Consider the following 17,730-nt stretch of genomic DNA (forward strand, 5'->3'; position numbering starts at 1 on the left):
GGAGCGCGGTGCCGCAGCTGGACGTTGAGAGTATAGTTGCCGAGGCCCGCAGGAGCCTAGAGGAGATCTACAGGGAGTACACTAGGAGGCTTGAGGAGGAGGCTAAACGCATAGTATCTGAGAGGCTGAGCGAGATAGAGCCCGTGAAGAGGAAGCTTGTTGAGGCGCTGAAGGCCTACTAGCCCCGCCGCCATTCTCTCGGGGCCGGGGTTCCACGCCTTTTCAGACCTGCTCCATTGCCTCCTTGACTATCCTCTCCTCGACGGGGTAAGCGTGCAGATTGGGGAGCGGCACGTACACCTTCACCTCGCTCCCCACCCTGGGCTGCTCCACGTCGCTGGGGAGGTCGAGGAGCAGCTCATACCGAGTGCCCGGGATTAGGAGCCTGATCTCTATGAAGGAGCCCATGTACATGGACACTGTCACGCGGCCCTTCACGGCCTCGTACCCGCCCTCCTCTGGGGGATGGAGCCTGGCCCCCTCCGCTTTGACCACGACTGCCGCCTCATCGCCGCGGGAGAGTCCATGGTTCATTGCTCGGAGCAGGGTGCTGCCCACCCGTACTACCACTGTCTCCCCCTCCACGTCCTCCACCTTGCCTAGCACGAGGGTGGTGCGGCCCAGGAACACCGCTGTGAAGAGCGTCTTAGGGCTTCTGTAGAGCTCCTCCGGCCTCCCAACCTGCTCTATGAGCCCGTCCCTCATTATAGCCATCCTATCCGAGAGGGACATAGCCTCCTCCTGGTCGTGAGTAACATACACCATCGTTATGCCTAGCTGCCTCTGAATCTTCCTCAGCTCGCCGCGTAGCCTGAGCCGGAGCTTGGCGTCAAGATTGCTCAGCGGCTCGTCGAGGAGAAGCACTCTCGGCTGCACCACCAGCGCCCTGGCGAGCGCGACCCGCTGCTGCTGGCCCCCGCTCAGCTGCCCCGGGTACCGGTTCTCCATGCCTTCAAGGCCGAGCAGCTCTAGAACCCATCGCACTCTCCGGTCTATCTCCTCGCGGGGGAGCCTGCGCAGCCGGAGCCCAAAGGCAATGTTGTCGTATACAGTCATGTGGGGCCAGAGGGCCCAGTTCTGGAACACCATAACAGTCCCGCGTTTGTCCGGCGCAAGCTCGGTCACGTCATCGCCCTCGAGGAAAACCCTCCCCTCGTCGGGCACCTCAAACCCCGCTATAACTCTCAGCAGGGTGGTCTTCCCGCAGCCGCTCGGCCCGAGTATCGAGAAGAGCTCCTCCTTCCCTATGCTAAGGTTGACTCCCCTCAGCGCTACAGTCCTACCGAACCTCTTAACCACGCCCCGAACCTCTATGAAGGACAAGCCTGCGCCCCTCCAGGGGTGTACCACCCGGGGTGCCATGGTGGGCAAGGGGCCGGCCCAGGCTAGATAGTCACGAGGGCTTGGCCACGCCTGGTGAGCCTGCTGGCGGCGAGTATGACGCCAGCCTCCAGGGCCATCAATACCACCGCTAGTGCGGCGGCCTTCGCCTGCGGCTGCGTCCCCCCAGCTACTATTGTAGCCTGCGTAGTTAGCTGGAGTATCGCAAAGGTTATCGGCCCTGCATGCTCGCGCGACACTATGCTCCCCTTAAGCCCGCCGAGCGTGATGCTCACACTAACCTCGCTAAGCACGTATATGGCGCTCAGCAGGAGCCCAGCCAATAAGCCCCTCCATACAAGGGGCAGCACTATCCTCCTTATAGTCATGGCCCGTCTGGCCCCGAGGCTCCGTGCAGCATCCTCCAGCTCCTTCGGTGTCTGTATCACAGCTGTGAAGACAGACCTCACTGTGAAGGGCAGCTTCCTCATGATATAAGCCAGTACCAGCACGTGGCCCGGGAAGAGCACCGGGTCTAGAAACGTGCCATGGAAGTAAGTGGCAAAGAACACGTAGTAGCTGAAGGCTACAACGAGGCCGGGCACGGCTAGAGGCAGCGATGAGAGCAGATCCAGCAGCGCGGCGCCGGGTAGCCGTGCACGCGCGGTAGCGTAGCCTGCCATGAACCCGAGCAGCGCTATGAACACTATAGCCTCGAGCATGTAGGTGACACTGTTGTAGATGCTCCTAACCACGCCAGCCATGTCAGCTAGTGTAGCAAAGTTGTCGAAAAGCCTGCCCGGCGGCAGTAGATCTGGCAATGGGCCTATCCACTTCCTGCTGAAGGCTAGTACAACCACACCTATCTGGGGAGCTGCAGCAGTAAGGACTATGGGCAGCGCCACAAGGTAGGCTAGTAGGAGGCCCCGAGGCCCCAGCCGGAGCCCCCTGAAGGGCCGGGGAGCTCCCCGGGCGAGCCTGGCATAGTACCGTAGGCTGAGGTACCTACGTATCGCCGCCAGCGGGATCGCCGCGAATAGAAGCATGAGCAGGCTGAGGGCAGCTATGAGGGGGCGCGAGGCCTCGCTCCCAACGCTCTGGAAGTACTGGTATATCTGGTATGACATCATCTTGTGGAAGCGAAACACTATAGGGGCTCCCACATCCTCGAGGCTAAGTATAAACACGAGGACGGACCCCGCTAGCACGCCAGGCATTATGAGCGGCAGGATTATGCTTCTTATCAGCCTCCAGCCCCTGGCGCCAAGGTTTATGGCCTGCTCGACGAGTGTGGCATCTACAGTGCCGAGAGCGGCCAACGCGTTTATATAGACTATCGGGTAGAACATGAGTGTCTGTGCGAGCGCCACCCCTGCCTGGCCGCTAAACTCTATCACAACGTTCTCGCCGAATAGGGGCCTTGTAATCATACTTATCATGTATGACAGCGTGTTAAAGGTGAAGCTCTTCCCGAAGTAGCGCTCCATAACATAGGCGTTTACGAAGGGAGCTATCAGCAGTGGCACATAGGCGAGTACCGCCAGCAGCCTTCTTCCCGGAAACCGGTATAGCCCTATCAGTACCGCTATGCTGGCTCCTATAGCAGCCGCCGCAGCGGTCACTATGGCAGAGTTGACTAGAGTATTACCTATAACACCCATATCAAATCCATTAACATCTATACGTATAGTGCCGGGAAGCCTATTAATAGATATGAAGTTGCTGAACGCGTCTAGGCTAGGGTTTATATAGTAGCTTGTAGCGAGCTCCCGGAAATCCATCCTCGACGCTTCGAGGACCACTGTGAGGAGCGGCGCTATAAATGCAAAAATAATGGCGAGCAGAGGGGTGTAGAGCAGTATAACTATCTCCGGGTCGGCCCTAGCCCTTGCCGGCCTTAGACGCTCTAGCAGCGGCCGCTCTCTAGCCGCCAAGGGCTTTTAGTACCTCCTCATACTTCTGCTTCGCAGCCTCACGCCATGCATTCATATAGGCTTCCTTCAGGTTTATGTTCTTCTGCAGGATCTTATTAACCCTTATAGCGTCTTGCAGCGTAAACACGACCTCCTTGCCCGTGACGGGGTCCTTGTAATTAACCAGGTCTGTCAGCTTCTCCCTGAGCGCATTGAAAGTGGCCTCGTCTATACTATGGTCGATATAGTATGCCTTAAGCAGTCTTGTCCACGCCTTCTGGAGCAGCGTGTGCTGGTCTATCAGCGTGGCCACGAAGTACAGCTGCATAGCATACTCAGTCTCGAGCGCCAGGGTGTCATTGAACCTTATAACCTTGGATCTCATGGCCTCGTAGAACGCCCTCTCGAGGTCGGGGCGCTTCTGGCCCTCCGGGGTCTCGAACACCTTGGGGTTGGCCGGCAGCCTGTTGATGTTGGGGTCAAGCCATATCTTCTGCCCCTCTGTCAGCGCCCATGCCACGAACGCTTCGGCGGCCTCGGGGTTCTTCGTGGACTTAACCACTGCTATGGGGTCGCCGTTGACTATGGTCTCGCCCCGTGGCAGCACGTACTTGCACGCGGGGTTAAGCCTCTCGGCGGTGTAGCCGTAGAAGTCTATAGTTATGCCCACCATAACCTCGCCGTTTATCACGTCATCGCGTACTATAGCGCTGCCCTCCTCTATCCTGGCGTTGGCAGCCATGAGTGTTAGAACCCGCCAGCCCTCCTTCCAGCCGTAAGCCTGGAGGATAATCTCGTATATCCTAGTATTGCTGGTGCTTTGCAGTGGGTTAGCTATCGCGAGGGCTGGAACACCATACTTCACCAGTATCAGGCCCAGGTCGTCGCTGGCCAGGTCTCTCCAGGACTTGAGCCTGCTTACATTGAAGCCTAGCTGCTTAGCCACATCCCTGTTAACTGTGAAGCCGAAGCTAGCTATTGCTGCGGCAACCCAGTATATCTTTCCATCCTTTCCGATCCTTTTCATAGATACCCCGGCGAAGCGGTCGGGCACTTGGCTGGCAGCGTCGAGCGCCAGCTTGCTCTGGAGCGGCCGGAGGAGACCCTTAAGGTATAGGTTGTCGAACAGTGTGGGGCCACCGCCCCATGCAACGTCGATGCTCTGCTTCTCGATGTACGTGGGCCAGAAGCCCGCGGGCACGGCTATGAACCTAATATCTTTTATGCAGTATCTTTTCGCTATGTCGGACTTTAGGAACATTTCCCTAGCCTTCTCCTGGATGTCAGCGGGGTGCCTCGTCAACACTACGAGCTCGATGCTCTTGCTGCACTTGCCTGCCGGGGGCTGCGTAGCCGTAGCGGTACCGGCTGCTGTCGTAGTGGCAGCTCCGCCGCTGGTGGACGTTGGGGTCCCCGTTGCAGCCCCGGTGGCTGTTGTCGTGGTTGTGGTGATAGTTGTGGTACTGGTGCCGACCGCCGTAGCCTGTGTCTGGGTGGTCTGAGCTGTGGGAGATGGCTTGCCCGTAGCGCTTGCTGTACCTGAGGTAGCAGTTGTTGTAACCGCTCCAGAAGGCTTGTGGTGCCAGGCTATGATGGTGGTAGCCACAATAGCGGCAACTATGATAACAGCTGCTATTATGCTAAGGGTGCGGGCGTCCAATCCCAGTAGCACCGTGTTAGCTATTGGAGCAATAGTACAGTATTTTTAGTCTCTTTTTACGGCGCTAGCAGGCGATTATGTAAGCCAGTTGTAGCCCTAAGTAGTGTTGTTGGGCCAGCCATACTCTACAGAGAGACATGATTTAAATCCTAGGGCCCGCTAACTGCTTACGACATGGAACAAGTTGTTCTAGCAGTAATGCGAGGTGTCATGAATGAGTATAAGGAGTATTGTTCCCCTGCTTCTCCTAGCTGCTCTACTGGCCTCCTACCAAAGCCTGGTGCAGGCGGCTCATGCGGCCCGCCTCGAGCTGCCCACGATACTGGTAGACTTGGCCCATGGCCAGAACTATAATGGAGTCTGTGCGATGATGAGTGTCGTCCCGGATGCCTACTGGATTATACTAGTTAAGTCCAACGCGCAGGTGGACCAGCTGCCTCAGTGCATAAAGAATAGGGCCTACGGGATAGCGGTTGGCGATCTAACAGTCCTCACTAAGGAGGCCTCCATAGACATGGTGATAATAGGCCAGCCGGTGGAGCCTCTCAGCAAGGCTGAGAAGGACGCTGTAGCCAGCTGGTTCGGCGGCGAGGGCCGCAAGGCCCTGTGGTGTGCAACTGATAGCGACTACCCAGCCCAGGGGGGCAACCTCGAGCTCGCACAGCACATATGTAATGACCTCCTCGACTACCTGGCCCAGAAGGGCTTCGACGTGAAGCTACGCAGCGACTACGTCAGCATAGAGGATACGAAGAGCAATGCCGGGCGCTCCTACCGTGTAGTAGCCTTCGTTCAGCCTCCAAGCCGCTATGACGCCGACCTCCTGGCTCTAGGCGCGGAGAAGGTGCTAATGCACGGCCCCGGTGCAGTGGCCTGGGTGGACGAGAACGGCAACTGGCATAAAGTCACAGACCCCGGTACGCCCGACACCATAATACCCATACTCTTCACGAGCGAGAACGGCGTGGTGGTGGAGCACCAGCCCAGGAACCCTGGCGAGCCCGGCGAGTTCGGCTATGCCCACCAGGCCGGGGAGAAGGGCCGCTTCGTCCTCATGGCTGCCCAGATAGTAAACACCAGCAAGGGCACCAAGATAGTCATAGTGAGTGGTGAATCCCCCTACTTCGGCTACCAGTCGCTAGTATCCTACTACTATCACGGGATACACCTCGATGGGCCAAGGTTCTTCCGTAACTTGATACTATGGGCGACCGGGAACTACGAGGAGCTAAAGATATTCAAGAAGGAGATGGAAGTGCTGGAGAAGGCTAAGGAGGCTGCCCTGGAGGCCGCGAAGAAGGCAGAACAGGCTATGGATACCGCGCAGCAGGCTATGAAGAAGGCAGAGGATGCCAGCCAGGCGGCTTCCGGTGCCAAGAGCTACGTGGACAAGAGGCTGTCGGAGGTGCAGGCATCCCTGAACCAGGCTCTACAGCAGGGCCTCAACAAGGCGGTGGAGCAGCTAAAATCCTATGTAGACCAGAGGATGGCCGCTGCCTCCAATGCCGCCGGCCAGGCCGAGTCCAAGGCTTCAAGCGCGATGTCAATAGCCGTGGGCAGCCTCGTGTTGGCAATAATAGCCCTCATAGCGGCAGGGCTGGCTATGCGCCGCAAGTAGAAGGGGGCAGTATAGGCGGTTCACCTGGTAGAAGGTTTTACCCCCCCGGGCCATATTGGTGCTCATCCTACCGCATTCTGGCCTCCGGCTCGTTCACCCCCTTCACCCCCTGGGTGTAGGCGGCTTCGTAGCGGCACGGGGCACCATGCTGTATGGGGCGCGGGGTGTTGCGGCAAGGTTTTGTGGGCAGCCGTATGCTCCAGAGCCGCTATAGTAGTGCAGAGCCCCTGTAGGAACTCAATAATATAGCTCCGGCTGCACCCTATCCACGGTGAAGGTGACGGCATGAAGAACCTGTCCAGGATAATGCTTGTAGCCTTGATTCTGGAGGTACTGCTGCAGACTTGTGGCATAGCTGCCGCGGGGACCGGGCAGGCCGGCAAAGTAGTGGAAGTAAACATTCCCAGGCCGCAATCCCTCGCTGAGTACGTCCCGGGCCTGGTGCTGCTGCCCAAGCTAGGTAGGCCTGCCTTCGTAGAGCCCGGCGGCTCCTTCCAGCTGGTAATCTCCAAGCCCCTACATATAAGGAAGATAGCTATAGATGACGGTTATGGCCACAGTTACGAGTGCAGCTTCGCTCCCGGAAGCCTAGAGGTAAGGGTTCCAGACACGGCTGTACACGGGCTCTACGACCTCATAATATACGCTGAGGAGGGTGTCTATGGAGAGCCCCACGCGGTTTATGTAGGGAGTGCCGACGATTTCAAGCCGATGAATATAGTGCATGTTACGGACCGCCACTTCGGGGTAATAAACTCCAACGGTAGGAGTGCAGCCAACTACGACTTAGCCGCCGACATTATAGCCATCGGCCTGCCTAACAACACCATAGTGTTCGACACTGGGGATGTGGCGGACACGGCTAAGGACGATGAGTATATGCAGGCAGTGCTCACAGACATGCTGCTCGACAAGCCGCTGGTAGTGGTGCCCGGCAACCACGATCATGTAGGAGCCTCGGAGAACTTCAAGAAGTACTACGGTCCTTTCAACCAGACGCTCAGTATCTACGGCCTATACCGTATAGTGATTGTGGACAGCGGCGGAGACGGCTATATAGATGAGGGGCAGGCCCTCTGGGCTAGCAGCGTGCTAGCAGCCGCGGGCGAGCCCGTCAAGATTGTAGCCTTCCATCACCCCCACTTCACCCACATGTTCGGCGACATACCCTACAGGTTCAACGTGTCCAGCGGTGAGCAGCTCTACAGGCTCCTCCTAAGCAATAAGCCTAACAGCAGCTACCGATACATATACACCAGCTGGCTCGCCAGCCCCAAGGCGCTGAGGATACTCGTGGACGGTATATTCTCTGCCAGGGCTAGGGTAGTGCTAGTCCTCTCTGGCCACGTGCACCTAAACTCCTACGCCGAGGTAGTAAGGCCCGACGGGAGCCTCATACGCTACGTAGTCACTACAGCCACCGGCGGTAGCGTGAGGCCGGAGGACTACCACGGATTCCGCATAATAACCGTGAGCCCAGATGGCAGCGTCGAGATACATGGTGAAGGGCCCTACTGGATGCGCCACTCAAGCTTTAACCTAGAGCAAGTCCACGTGAGCTACGTGGAGACGCCCACAGCTGTTACTGCTACACTGCTCCTAGGCGACACCAAGGTAGCTAGCTACATGAAGAGGACCATGGTGGCCCTCCACGTGCCGAGGAGCTGGCTCGGCAAGACTGCAGAGCTGTACCTCCGGGGCCTCGACCACTACCAGCTACGCTGCACGCCCCTGGGCTGCGTGCTCTATGCCTACGCTAACAGGCCCCCGGTTCAGGGCTTCGAGTACCAGGCAACACTCTACATAAAGCCGGATAAGGAGCCGCCGGTACTCAGGCTGGAGGGGATAACGCCCTCTAAGCCGCTCCAGGGCCGTCCGGTGGTTCTGGCAGTCGAGGTCGGCGACGACTCCTGGGGTATAAAGGAGATCTACGCGAAGCTGGAGTACGACGGGAAGACCTTAACGCTAAAGCCGATGGTTATGGGGGGCACTGCGCGGTTCGTCATACCCCCGCTCAAGGCCGGCAAGGTGAAGGTCACAATAGTGGCCGTCGACGCCTCCGGCAAAGCCTCGTATCTGACTCGTGTAATAGAGTACCGGGCCTTCACCACGTCTGTAACAAGGGCTACCACCACGCATGAAGCAGCTACAACAACTACATCTACCATGCACACCGGCACCACTACCGCGGCAGCCGCGGCTAAAACCAGCACAGCATCCACATCGGCTACAGCGTCAACACCTGCTACACAGGAAGCCGCGCATACGACGGCCAGTCAGCCTTTCAGCCCAACACTGACAGTGCCCCAGCTCGTGGCAAGCAGCCCGGGCTCCTCGAGCACGGCCGCGCAGCCGGCGGGGAGCTCCAGCACCACGCTGTTGGTGGCAATCCTGGTGGCAGCTGTCCTAGCGGCCTTCACAGTGCTTGCTAGGCGCTAGCATAGCCTAGCCACGTAGGGAGCCCCCCTTTCAAGGTACTTTTTGAACAGGAACTCGCTAGCCTCATGCACCTCTACAATGTTGGGGACCCCGAGGACCCGGTAGGGGCTGTCTCCCAACAAGCTTCTCAGCATGCCGGCTGCAAGCCTCTCCGCTACCCCCTCGAGGCTGGATGGGTTAGGGCCCTGGGGGCAGTCTATGATCAGGTCTATGTCCTTGTCCCCGAGGCCGGTGCTAGGCTCTCCCCCATGCAGGTCGGTCATGTAGACGCGACAGCCCAGGATCCGGCAGAGGCATGAGGCTATCGACTGTGCTATGATTCGCTTAGCCCTCTGCCACTCAAAGGTCTCCCAGAGGGTGGATGCGTGTGTAAGCCTGCGGGCGGCCTCTAGGAGGACGGCTATACTCTTAGCCGCGCGGCCCAGCTCCCCGGCGATGCAGCTCTCGAGGTCCTTCTCAGAGCCCACAGCTCTCCGAGCCGTGGGCTCTGGAGTCCTCCGCGGGTATTCTTGGCTATGCTTAGAGGTTCCCCCGCCCCGTCCCCGGCCGTGGGAGGAGCTGGACACTGTGGCCCGGCAGGGTCCGGGAGCCGTAGACCCCGCGGGCTGCTATGTGTACCTCGAAGAGGCTGGGGCTTGTGGTATACACTTGCACCTCTATAGCGGCCATCTCGGCCAGCCTGGATAGGAGAGCCTCCAGCGTCGCCTCGACCTCCTCCAGATCCACGCGCATAGCCCTATCGTCGAGGTCGACTACAAGATCCACGTCCCTGCCCGCATAGGAGTCTGCGAGTTCTAGGTAGTAGACGCTCTTGACCAAGCCGGGCAGCAGCCTCGAGAGACACTCTGCCGCTACGTTTGCGGCCCGGCGCTTGAACGCCGCCCACTCCAGGAGGAAGAGGTCGAAAGGCTCCCTGCTGCGGGGGAGGCTGGAGCGCAGCCCTCTGAAGCGCTCTAGGCACTCCTCTATCTCAGGGTCCAGCGTCTGCCAGCCCTTCTCTCCCACCCTTAGTCCCCGGGCTGAATACTACAGCAGCTACCCGGGTTATACCGGCTACCCTATTACCGGCGGGGCCCGGGAGCCCATAGTGGGAGAGGGGCCCGTAAGAGCGGCGGCCGAGATGAGGAAGCATAGAGGGGCACAGGCAGGATGGTACTGCTTGCGCTGACGTACAGAAAGCTCGTTGATAGAGACTTCAAGGTACTATCCGTCATAGAGAGGGAGATGCCCAGGTACGAGTACGTCCCAGTCGAGGTCATAGAGCGGCGGCTCCGCATGCCATCAATCCATGTGGCCATGAGCCTCCAGAAGCTCAACAGGCTCAAGCTGGTTAAACGCAGGATTGGAGAGTACACCGGCTACCGCCTAACCTACATGGGACTAGACATGCTTGCCCTTCACTCCCTCGTTGAGCGCGGGATCCTCCAAGCCCTAGGCGACACCCTGGGTGTTGGCAAGGAGAGCGACGTCTACTCCGGTTTGACCCCCAACGGGGAAAGGGTGATAGTGAAGTTCCACCGGGCTGGGAGGACGAGCTTCCATCGTATAGTGAGGGTCCGGCACTATGCTGCAGAAAAGCCCTACTCTTCATGGCTCCAGCTGGCCAAGCTCGCGGGGCAGAGGGAGTACCGAGCCCTTGAAGAGCTGTACCGCGTCGGCGCCCTCGTGCCGAGGCCCCTGGGCTACAGCCGCCATGCCGTGGTCACCGAGTACATCGAGGGGGTCGAGCTCTACATGTACAAGGAGGTTGTCGACCCCGAGTCCATGCTCAGGGATATAATGGATACTCTTAGGAAGGCATACCTCGAGGTTGGGATAGTCCACGGGGACCTCAGCGAGTACAATATCCTAGTCGTCCTCGAGGACGACCGGGAGCGCCCCTACATAATAGACTGGCCCCAGTACGTGGAGAGGGATCATCCCTCCGCGGAGCAGCTCCTCCGCAGGGATGTAGAGTACGTGGCGCGCTTCTTCCGCAAAAGGTATGGTGTTGCGGCTGATACGAGGAAACTCATTAAATACGTGAAGGGCGAGGCGGATTCTATCTGAGCATGCATAGCGTACTGTCATTATTGTAGATTGTCTTCATAGCTAAAATTCCCGGTAAATAGTAGCGCTTGCTACCACCTAGCTATGAAGCGAAGCGCTAAAAAGTACAAACCCCGATAGTCCTGCTACGTGGGTGGAGTGAATGGCTGCGTTGGAGCAGAGCGAGGTAAGGCGCCCGGTTGAGGCATCGCATGAGGGGATAGTTGAGAAGGATGGCGTTCTCATAGTGTCCGGGGAGGAGTACATCTATCGGGTGTGCAGCGCGCTCGCAAGCCCAACGAGGATTAGGATACTGACGGAGCTGCTTAAGAGGGAGGCCGATATAGGAGAGATAGCCGAGATAATAAACCAGAGCAAGGCTAACGCGTCGACGCAGGTGAGGAGGCTAGAGGAGATAGGCCTAGTGCGCTCCGAGTACAAGCCTGGAGTGAGAGGGGTAAGGAAGGTAGTGAAAACAACGGTGCGGGAGATAAGGATAATCCTAGAGCCCGAGAGTTAGGACCTTGTTTTTGCGCCCTCCCTCCGGCAGCTCTCCAGCCGGGCCCTCTCCAGCACCTCGAGGAACTGGCGTAAATCCCTATCCATATAGGCTACGAACACCACGGTCTGCGGGTTGCTGCTCTTCTTCCAGTGCTCGTCTAAGGCCTCGAGCATGGCTTCCATGCTCTCTCTTGCTTCAAGGCCTCCAACCCCAGCCCCCATAGCGGGGAATGCTACGCAGCTGGCCCCCTTCTCCTTCGCTGTATCGAGCGCTGCCCTGGTAGCCCTGACCACCTTGGACACCGTAGTCCTCATAGCGGGCCTCTCCATGGTCGGTGCGTGTATTATCATTCTTATCCGCGGCTCGAGCCTCCCCGCCCCCGTGGCCACTGCCTTCCCGACCGGCACTGGGGCGTATCTCTTAGCCTCCTCCTCGACCTCTGGGCCTGCGGCTCTCTTCAGGGCACCGGCTACCCCGCCACCCATGTACATGAGGCTGTTGGCTGGGTTTACTACAGCGTCGCATTCTATCTCGGTTATATCTCCCTTAGCCACAATTATCTTGCGGTCACCGCATCCTATCTCCTTTACGAACTTTACGCCGGGCGCCACGGTGATCTCCCTCCATACCTCGGCTTGGAGGCTGATATAACCCTGGGCGTGGCAGGGCCCTTGGGGCCTGGTATGAAGTTTTATAACGCCCTAAGCCTGTCAGCCCCCTAGACATGGGTCCTGCAGGGCAGCGGGCGGGCCCGTCGTCTAGCCTGGTTAGGACGCCGCCCTGACACGGCGGAGGTCCGGGGTTCAAATCCCCGCGGGCCCACCATCGCCCCAGCCTCCTCCACGGCCCGCCAAGCCCTCACCGCGTGCCAGGCCTGGACTCGATACTTATTACAGCCTCTTCAATGGCTTACGCCACCCGGCGTTCGGGGTGTCTGCGAACCCCGCTGAGCCTTCGTGATGAGGGGCTGAGCGGGAAGCCCTCCACACGTCTACGCTGTGTGGAGGGGATGCTTCCCTAGGCCTCATCACCTAGGATGCCCTCATCATCTCAGGGGGTATCGCTGTTTGCAGGAGCGTAGGCGCGTGCAGGTTACGGGTGGAGGCTCTTACGTGGTAACGCTGCCTAAGGAGTGGATAAGGCTCCATGGTATAGGCAAGGGCTCCGAGGTGCTAATGAGGCTCGAGCCCGATGGATCCCTCCGCTTGGCGCCCGCGGGAGGGCGGCAGCGCCGGCCGGTCACGGCCAGGATCAAGGTGGAGGAGGGGTGGAGCTTCTGGCAGATAGTTAGAAGGGTGATCTCCCACTATATCGCGGGCGCCGATATCATAGAAGTGGTCTTTGGCAGTGCCCCGGGCCCTCAGATAGCCAGGCAGCTCCGCGGGTTTATAGGCAGCAGGCTCATCGGGGTAGAGGTTGTCGAGGAGTCATCCTCCTCCATAGTGCTCCAGGTTATAGCCGACACAGCGAGTCTTCCACTCGAGACATCGCTGCGGCGCCTCATAAAGACCGTCGAGTTCATGCTAGAGGACGTGATAACCGGCCTCCGCCGCAGCCTCCGTGATGTACTAGTCGAGGTTGAGGAGAGAGACGACGTAGTAGACAAGTTCTACATGTTCATTTCGAGGCAGCTCACCAGCGTCCTGGCGGGGTACAGGCTGCCGAGCGAGATAGGGCTCTCGAGCCTAGCGGACGCCAGTATAATCATGATGGCCGCTAAGCACCTTGAGAGGTCTGGAGACCACGTCTCCAGGATAGCGTCTACTGCTATAGAGCTGCTTAACCACGGCATAGACTTTAGCAGGGGATGCCTGGCCCCGCTGCCCGGTCATCTTGAAGAGATTGCGGAGCAGTACCGCCTAGCCACCTCCACCTTCCTAGAGCCCAGCCCCTCCCGCGCTGATGAGGGGATAGAGAAGGGTATGGAGATTCGTAGGAGGAACGAGGAGCTGCTCAAGACCATTAACTGTGATAGGGAGTGGGAGCATAAGCCCATAGTAGTAGCGCTGGTCAGGAACATTATTGAGAGCAGTAAAAGGCTGGTGGACTACAGTATAGACCTACTGGAGCTCTCACTGAACCGCTCAATACTCCATGAACTCCTGGGAGAGGGGCTGAGAGGACAGGAGGGCGCGTAGATTTATAGCTCTGGGCGCTCCGGGCTAGCAGCATGGCAATACATGCTGTTATTGAGCGTTTTTGGGCGGAGGTGCATTATGGCTATGTCGCAGCGCCAGCGCGTCAGGATGGTCAGCCCTCTAAGGGTGCTAAAGGAGGCCGTGGGAAGGGTTATACTGGTGAAGCTAAAGGATGGCAGCGAGTACATAGGGAAGCTCGATGCAACCGATTCCACGATGAACCTTGTTCTAGACGAATGCGTTGAGCTGAAGCCCGGCACTATGGAGCCTAAGGTGAAGTATGGTAGGGTGCTGATACGCGGAAGCCACGTGGTATACGTGAGCGTCGACTACGAGATTGCGGCCGGCGGCTCGCTGCCCATAGGCTAGAGCCGCCCGTCTCGGCAGCCGACTACGCCTTTAAGGTCCAGCAGCAGCGCCCCCGAGACGGTGAGGTCGGTGCCGCGGAACATTGTGGTCGAGAGCATCAGGTGGCAGCCTATAGAGGAGCATAGTGTAGAGCTCGTTGAGAGGAAGGGCACCGGGCACCCGGACACTATAGCCGATGCCGCGGCTGAAGAGGCTACCAGGCTTCTCTCCAAGTATTATCTAAACCGTTATGGCGCGGTGCTGCATCATAATCTCGACAAGGTGCTGGTTGTCGGTGGCCAGGCAGCTCCCAGGTTTGGCGGCGGCGAAGTACTACAGCCCATATACATCATAGTATCGGGTAGGGCAACCACAGAGGTTAGACTCGAGGACGGCGGGGTTGAGAAGATACCCATAGGCCCGATAGTGCTAGACGCTGTCAAGGGCTGGATAAAAAGCAACTTCCGCTTTCTAGACCCCGAGAGGCATGTGATAGTCGACTACAAGATTGGCCACGGCAGCGCCGACCTCGTCGGCATATTCGAGCTGGGCAAGAGGCAAGTACCGCTAGCCAATGACACCAGTGTTGGCGTAGGGTTTGCCCCGTTCTCCCGCCTCGAGAGGCTGGTGTATGAGACTGAGAGGCTTCTCAACAGCAGGGAGTTCAAGGAGAAGAACCCCGAGGTAGGCGAGGACATTAAGGTTATGGGGCTGCGCCGCGGCAGGAGGGTAGACATAACTATAGCCGCTGCGGTGATATCAAGCCTCGTCTCCGACATGGATCACTACCTCTCGGTCAAGGACGCCATACGTGAGGCCGTGCTGGATCTCGCCAGCAGGATCGCCCCCGACTACGATGTAGAGGTGCATGTTAATACCGGTGATAAGCCTGACAAGGGGATAGTGTACCTGACCGTCACCGGCACCAGCGCCGAGCATGGGGACGACGGCATGACGGGCCGTGGGAACAGGAGCTATGGCCTCATAACCCCTCTTCGGCCTATGAGCCTGGAGGCCGCGGCGGGCAAGAACCCGGTCAGCCACGTGGGCAAGATATACAACGTTATGGCCATGAACATTGCGAGGAAGGTACATGAGAGCGTCAAGGGCGTTCGTGAAGTCTACGTTGAGCTTCTCAGCCAGATAGGGAGGCCGCTCAACGACCCCCTGGTGGCGAATGTTAAGGTGCTTGCCGAGAAGCCTGGCGAGCCTCTGTCCAGCGATGCTGTGCGCGAGATAGAGGCTATAGTGGAGGAGGAGCTGGACAGCTACAGCAAGCTGACAAAGCTATTCATTGAGGGCAATATTAGCGTCTTCTAGCAGAGTTTTCATCCTCCTAGCCCGATACTCCTCAAGCATCTTCTTCAGCTCCATGAGTCCAAGTCCGCGCCTCTCGCTCCGTTTACGCTCCTCCATCTGCTTCAGCCGGTAGAAGGCATCAATGATCACCCTCTCGTCCAGGAGTACGAGTTCGCCGAGCCTCTTGGCCTCGTACTCCTCCAGGGGGAGCACAGGTACTCCGTGGGCCTCGACTGCCTCTCTGCGGTCAAGCGAATCCCTTGGTACCAGTACTGCCAGCAGGAGCCCAGCCACTTTTGGCCCGTGCCTCTTCCACTGCACCGGGTTGATCGCGTTGACGACTGCCACGAGCTTACCGTAATTGGCTGCGAGGCTTGACAGCCTGTCGACAGCCTCAGCGTCTAGCTCGCCGAGCTGGACGGCGGGTATCGCCTCGCCGGCGGCGGCCAGGAAGAGCGCCTCCTCTAGCTCGCGTAGCTCGTGTCTAAGCGTCTTCGCCTCCTCCCGGGCCTTCTCGAGCTCTGCTCTCAGCAGCCTAACCTCGTGGGAGAGCTTGTTTATCTCGCGGTCCCTCTCGAGGGCGTCGCGGCTCTCTATCTGGAGTAGCCTATACTCCGCCTCCAGCCGCTGGAGCTGCTCGCTCAGTTCCCGGAGCTTGGCGCGCAGCGCGATGTTCTCGGCTCTAAGCGTCTCCAGCTCTGCGCGCAGCTTGGTTATGCTGTCGGCAGGCTTCTGCTCCTCCCGGGTCTCGGCCTTCTCGCCGCCGCGCCTCCTGACCCTCTTCACGAGGTAGTCTCTGACTCCGAGCCCGTTGAGAGCAGCGTTTATAGCGCGTTCCACGGCCTCAGCTATAGTGGCGCCCCTTATAACGTCCGCCTTTATGGCGTCTATGTCTACGTCCAGGCCTAGCTTCGCAGCGTAGGACTCGGCCTGCCTCATCTTAGACTCGTGGACATGAAGGGCCTTGATTGCAGCAGCCAGCGCATCCCGGACGTGGGCGTCTGCAATACGGCGTAGCTCAGGGAACCTTCTTGCATACTCCTCGAGTATCGACCGTTTCTCCTCGACGCTAAGCGATGTGGGGGGCTCGTAGACGGGCACCCCTATCGCGGCAGCCAGCTTCTTCACGAACTCTGGCGCGGGCTTCACATCGGTGGCCACCATTACAGGTATTCCGTGGCGCATGATGATCTCTATGACCTCGCTCCTGTCTATGCCTCTCCTGCTAAGCGCTACCACGAGACGGCCGTTCAGGTCCACGGCGGCTATGCCGGTCGAGATCCCCGGGTCTATGCCCACTATGATGTAGGGCCTGGCCTGCTGCAGCCCCCCGTGCCCGGAGTCCTCGAAGACTACGCGGCTGCTGTAGACGGGCTGTATCTCTATCCTCACGTCGCTGTCCTCGTGCGGCTTGACTATACCGTTAAGCCTGCTTCTCGGCGCATAGACTATGAAGACGGCGCTGTCGAGGCCCCCGCCGCTCTTTCGGAACACCAGGTCGTAGTCTAGCCGGTGGCGGTCCAGCATCCTCTTGATATCCTTCACGGCCCGGAGTATGGCTGAGCGTACACGGCGCTGGTACCTGGGGCTGCTCATCCCCCCGTGCTTCAGCCGCCTGGACTTAGCCACCACTATTCTCGTCTTCTCCTCGACGAAGCGTATCTTAGAGCCGTAGCCCATCGAGGCTAGAAGGGCTACAAGGTAGGCGGTCCGGCTGGGGGAGAGCTTCCCGGAGCCGCCGGCCTCTAGGCCGGCTAGCTTGGCGAGCTTGCGGACGCTCACCAGGGTGCCGTCGGGCATGCGAGTGGGCTGGACTATGACGAGCTCGGAGGGCAGCATTGATGTTATCTTGACGAGCTCTCTCCGGCTGGGGGCAAGCTCCTGTATATTATCCACTGCGAGAATGTCGGGTTTATGCTCCCAGACGAGCCGTATAAGCCTGTGAATGGGTACAGACTCGTACTTGGCTACGAGCTTCCCGTCTTCCACTATAGCTACCGAGTAGCAGCGGGGCCCGCTGCTGCACCCGGGCTCTATGTCGACGCCGACCACGCGCAGAGACAACCACCCCTTCGAGCAGCACGCGGCCCCGCGGGCCCCTCCGGGGACCAGTAGCCTGGGCGTCGGTGGAGGTGCTCCGGGCGGCCCCGGGATAGCGGCTCTAGGCGCCGCTCCATAGTTTATATCCCTTCATCCGGCGCGGCCGCTTCCCTAATACCCGGGCCGGCCCCGTCCACCGGGACCCCGGGGCCCCGCCGGTCTCACACCCGCTGAGACCCGGCTACGGGGCTATGAAGCGGGGCGGTCAGGCGGGGCACACCAACCCTTCCGCCATCCGGGATGAGCGTGCCCCCTCGCGCGCCCCTTGCCCGCCGAGGCGGGGCGCCGGTGACGTGTACCGGGCCGGACGCGACCGGCTCGCCACCTGTGCCTAAGGCAAGCTAGTTATTGCCTCCCCTCCTTCT

General features: G+C 59.2%; 15 protein-coding genes and 1 tRNA gene. 9 read left to right on the top strand and 7 right to left on the bottom strand.

Translation table 11 applies throughout. The features are described from left to right. Nucleotides 1–8 precede the first annotated feature (8 nt). Nucleotides 9–182, top strand: a complete 174-nt coding sequence (locus CF15_RS08795; RefSeq protein ID WP_168371234.1) for a hypothetical protein — start codon at nucleotides 9–11, stop codon at nucleotides 180–182. Nucleotides 183–222: 40 nt separating this feature from the next. On the opposite strand, the gene CF15_RS03065 is transcribed toward CF15_RS08795, so the two are convergent. The 3 genes from CF15_RS03065 to CF15_RS03075 form a co-directional block, all read right to left on the bottom strand. Beyond that, on the bottom strand, nucleotides 223–1,323 hold the full coding sequence (locus CF15_RS03065) for an ABC transporter ATP-binding protein (protein ID WP_058370476.1): 1,101 nt from the start codon (nucleotides 1,321–1,323) through the stop codon (nucleotides 223–225). A 62-nt stretch (nucleotides 1,324–1,385) separates the two neighbouring features. Further along, nucleotides 1,386–3,254, bottom strand: coding sequence for an ABC transporter permease (locus CF15_RS03070; RefSeq protein WP_058370477.1), 1,869 nt, complete (start codon nucleotides 3,252–3,254; stop codon nucleotides 1,386–1,388). Next, complete coding sequence (locus CF15_RS03075; RefSeq protein ID WP_236698107.1) at nucleotides 3,244–4,893, bottom strand: ABC transporter substrate-binding protein; 1,650 nt, start codon at nucleotides 4,891–4,893, stop codon at nucleotides 3,244–3,246. The genes CF15_RS03070 and CF15_RS03075 overlap by 11 nt, the downstream gene beginning before the upstream one ends. A 214-nt stretch (nucleotides 4,894–5,107) precedes the next feature. Between CF15_RS03075 and CF15_RS03085 the strand changes: the two genes are divergently transcribed. Both CF15_RS03085 and CF15_RS03090 read left to right on the top strand, forming a co-directional pair. Beyond that, entirely contained in the window at nucleotides 5,108–6,511 is a 1,404-nt protein-coding gene (locus tag CF15_RS03085) for a hypothetical protein (protein WP_058370480.1), read from the top strand. A 285-nt stretch (nucleotides 6,512–6,796) separates the two neighbouring features. Next, nucleotides 6,797–8,950: a metallophosphoesterase family protein gene (locus CF15_RS03090; protein WP_058370481.1), complete on the top strand. Its 2,154-nt coding sequence runs from the start codon at nucleotides 6,797–6,799 to the stop codon at nucleotides 8,948–8,950. Here the strand turns inward: CF15_RS03090 and CF15_RS03095 are convergent. Further along, nucleotides 8,947–9,417: a hypothetical protein gene (locus CF15_RS03095; protein WP_058370482.1), complete on the bottom strand. Its 471-nt coding sequence runs from the start codon at nucleotides 9,415–9,417 to the stop codon at nucleotides 8,947–8,949. The genes CF15_RS03090 and CF15_RS03095 overlap by 4 nt on opposite strands. A 52-nt stretch (nucleotides 9,418–9,469) precedes the next feature. Continuing rightward, nucleotides 9,470–9,955, bottom strand: a complete 486-nt coding sequence (locus CF15_RS03100; RefSeq protein WP_058370483.1) for a hypothetical protein — start codon at nucleotides 9,953–9,955, stop codon at nucleotides 9,470–9,472. 144 nt (nucleotides 9,956–10,099) lie between these two features. On the opposite strand from CF15_RS03100, the gene CF15_RS03105 reads away from it, so the two are divergent. Continuing rightward, nucleotides 10,100–10,999 (top strand): RIO1 family regulatory kinase/ATPase domain-containing protein, encoded by a 900-nt coding sequence (locus tag CF15_RS03105; protein WP_058370484.1) that lies wholly within the window; start codon nucleotides 10,100–10,102, stop codon nucleotides 10,997–10,999. Between the two features lie 142 nt (nucleotides 11,000–11,141). Further along, entirely contained in the window at nucleotides 11,142–11,498 is a 357-nt protein-coding gene (locus CF15_RS03110; protein ID WP_058370485.1) for an ArsR/SmtB family transcription factor, read from the top strand. Here CF15_RS03110 and CF15_RS03115 read toward each other — a convergent pair. After that, the gene (locus CF15_RS03115) at nucleotides 11,495–12,091 is read right to left on the bottom strand and encodes a macro domain-containing protein (RefSeq protein WP_058370486.1); all 597 of its coding nucleotides are present in this window, start codon (nucleotides 12,089–12,091) and stop codon (nucleotides 11,495–11,497) included. The two genes, CF15_RS03110 and CF15_RS03115, sit on opposite strands and share 4 nt — an antisense overlap. Nucleotides 12,092–12,227: 136 nt before the next feature. Here CF15_RS03115 and CF15_RS03120 point away from each other — a divergent pair. The 4 genes from CF15_RS03120 to CF15_RS03135 all read left to right on the top strand — a co-directional run bounded on the left by CF15_RS03120 (nucleotide 12,228) and on the right by CF15_RS03135 (nucleotide 15,286). Next, nucleotides 12,228–12,305, top strand: a tRNA-Val gene (locus CF15_RS03120). Nucleotides 12,306–12,565: 260 nt separating this feature from the next. After that, the gene (locus CF15_RS03125) at nucleotides 12,566–13,618 is read left to right on the top strand and encodes a phosphate signaling complex PhoU family protein (protein WP_269082825.1); all 1,053 of its coding nucleotides are present in this window, start codon (nucleotides 12,566–12,568) and stop codon (nucleotides 13,616–13,618) included. 84 nt (nucleotides 13,619–13,702) lie between these two features. Next, on the top strand, nucleotides 13,703–13,987 hold the full coding sequence (locus tag CF15_RS03130; protein WP_058370488.1) for a U6 snRNA-associated Sm-like protein LSm6: 285 nt from the start codon (nucleotides 13,703–13,705) through the stop codon (nucleotides 13,985–13,987). A gap of 69 nt (nucleotides 13,988–14,056) precedes the next feature. Then, the gene (locus CF15_RS03135) at nucleotides 14,057–15,286 is read left to right on the top strand and encodes a methionine adenosyltransferase (RefSeq protein WP_058370489.1); all 1,230 of its coding nucleotides are present in this window, start codon (nucleotides 14,057–14,059) and stop codon (nucleotides 15,284–15,286) included. Here the strand turns inward: CF15_RS03135 and CF15_RS03140 are convergent. After that, entirely contained in the window at nucleotides 15,254–17,329 is a 2,076-nt protein-coding gene (locus tag CF15_RS03140) for a DUF460 domain-containing protein (RefSeq protein WP_168371235.1), read from the bottom strand. The genes CF15_RS03135 and CF15_RS03140 overlap by 33 nt on opposite strands. Between the last annotated feature and the right edge of the window lie 401 nt (nucleotides 17,330–17,730).

It is taken from the genome of Pyrodictium occultum, assembly GCF_001462395.1.
Taxonomy (GTDB): domain Archaea; phylum Thermoproteota; class Thermoprotei_A; order Sulfolobales; family Pyrodictiaceae; genus Pyrodictium; species Pyrodictium occultum.

Excerpts from the sequence above, each read along its gene's own strand:
- CF15_RS03085 (WP_058370480.1), top strand. The coding sequence starts at position 5,108 with ATGAGTATAAGGAGTATTGTTCCCCTGCTTCTCCTAGCTGCTCTACTG.
- CF15_RS03130 (WP_058370488.1), top strand. The coding sequence starts at position 13,703 with ATGTCGCAGCGCCAGCGCGTCAGGATGGTCAGCCCTCTAAGGGTGCTA.
- CF15_RS03110 (WP_058370485.1), top strand. The coding sequence starts at position 11,142 with ATGGCTGCGTTGGAGCAGAGCGAGGTAAGGCGCCCGGTTGAGGCATCG.
- CF15_RS03105 (WP_058370484.1), top strand. The coding sequence starts at position 10,100 with ATGGTACTGCTTGCGCTGACGTACAGAAAGCTCGTTGATAGAGACTTC.
- CF15_RS03090 (WP_058370481.1), top strand. The coding sequence starts at position 6,797 with ATGAAGAACCTGTCCAGGATAATGCTTGTAGCCTTGATTCTGGAGGTA.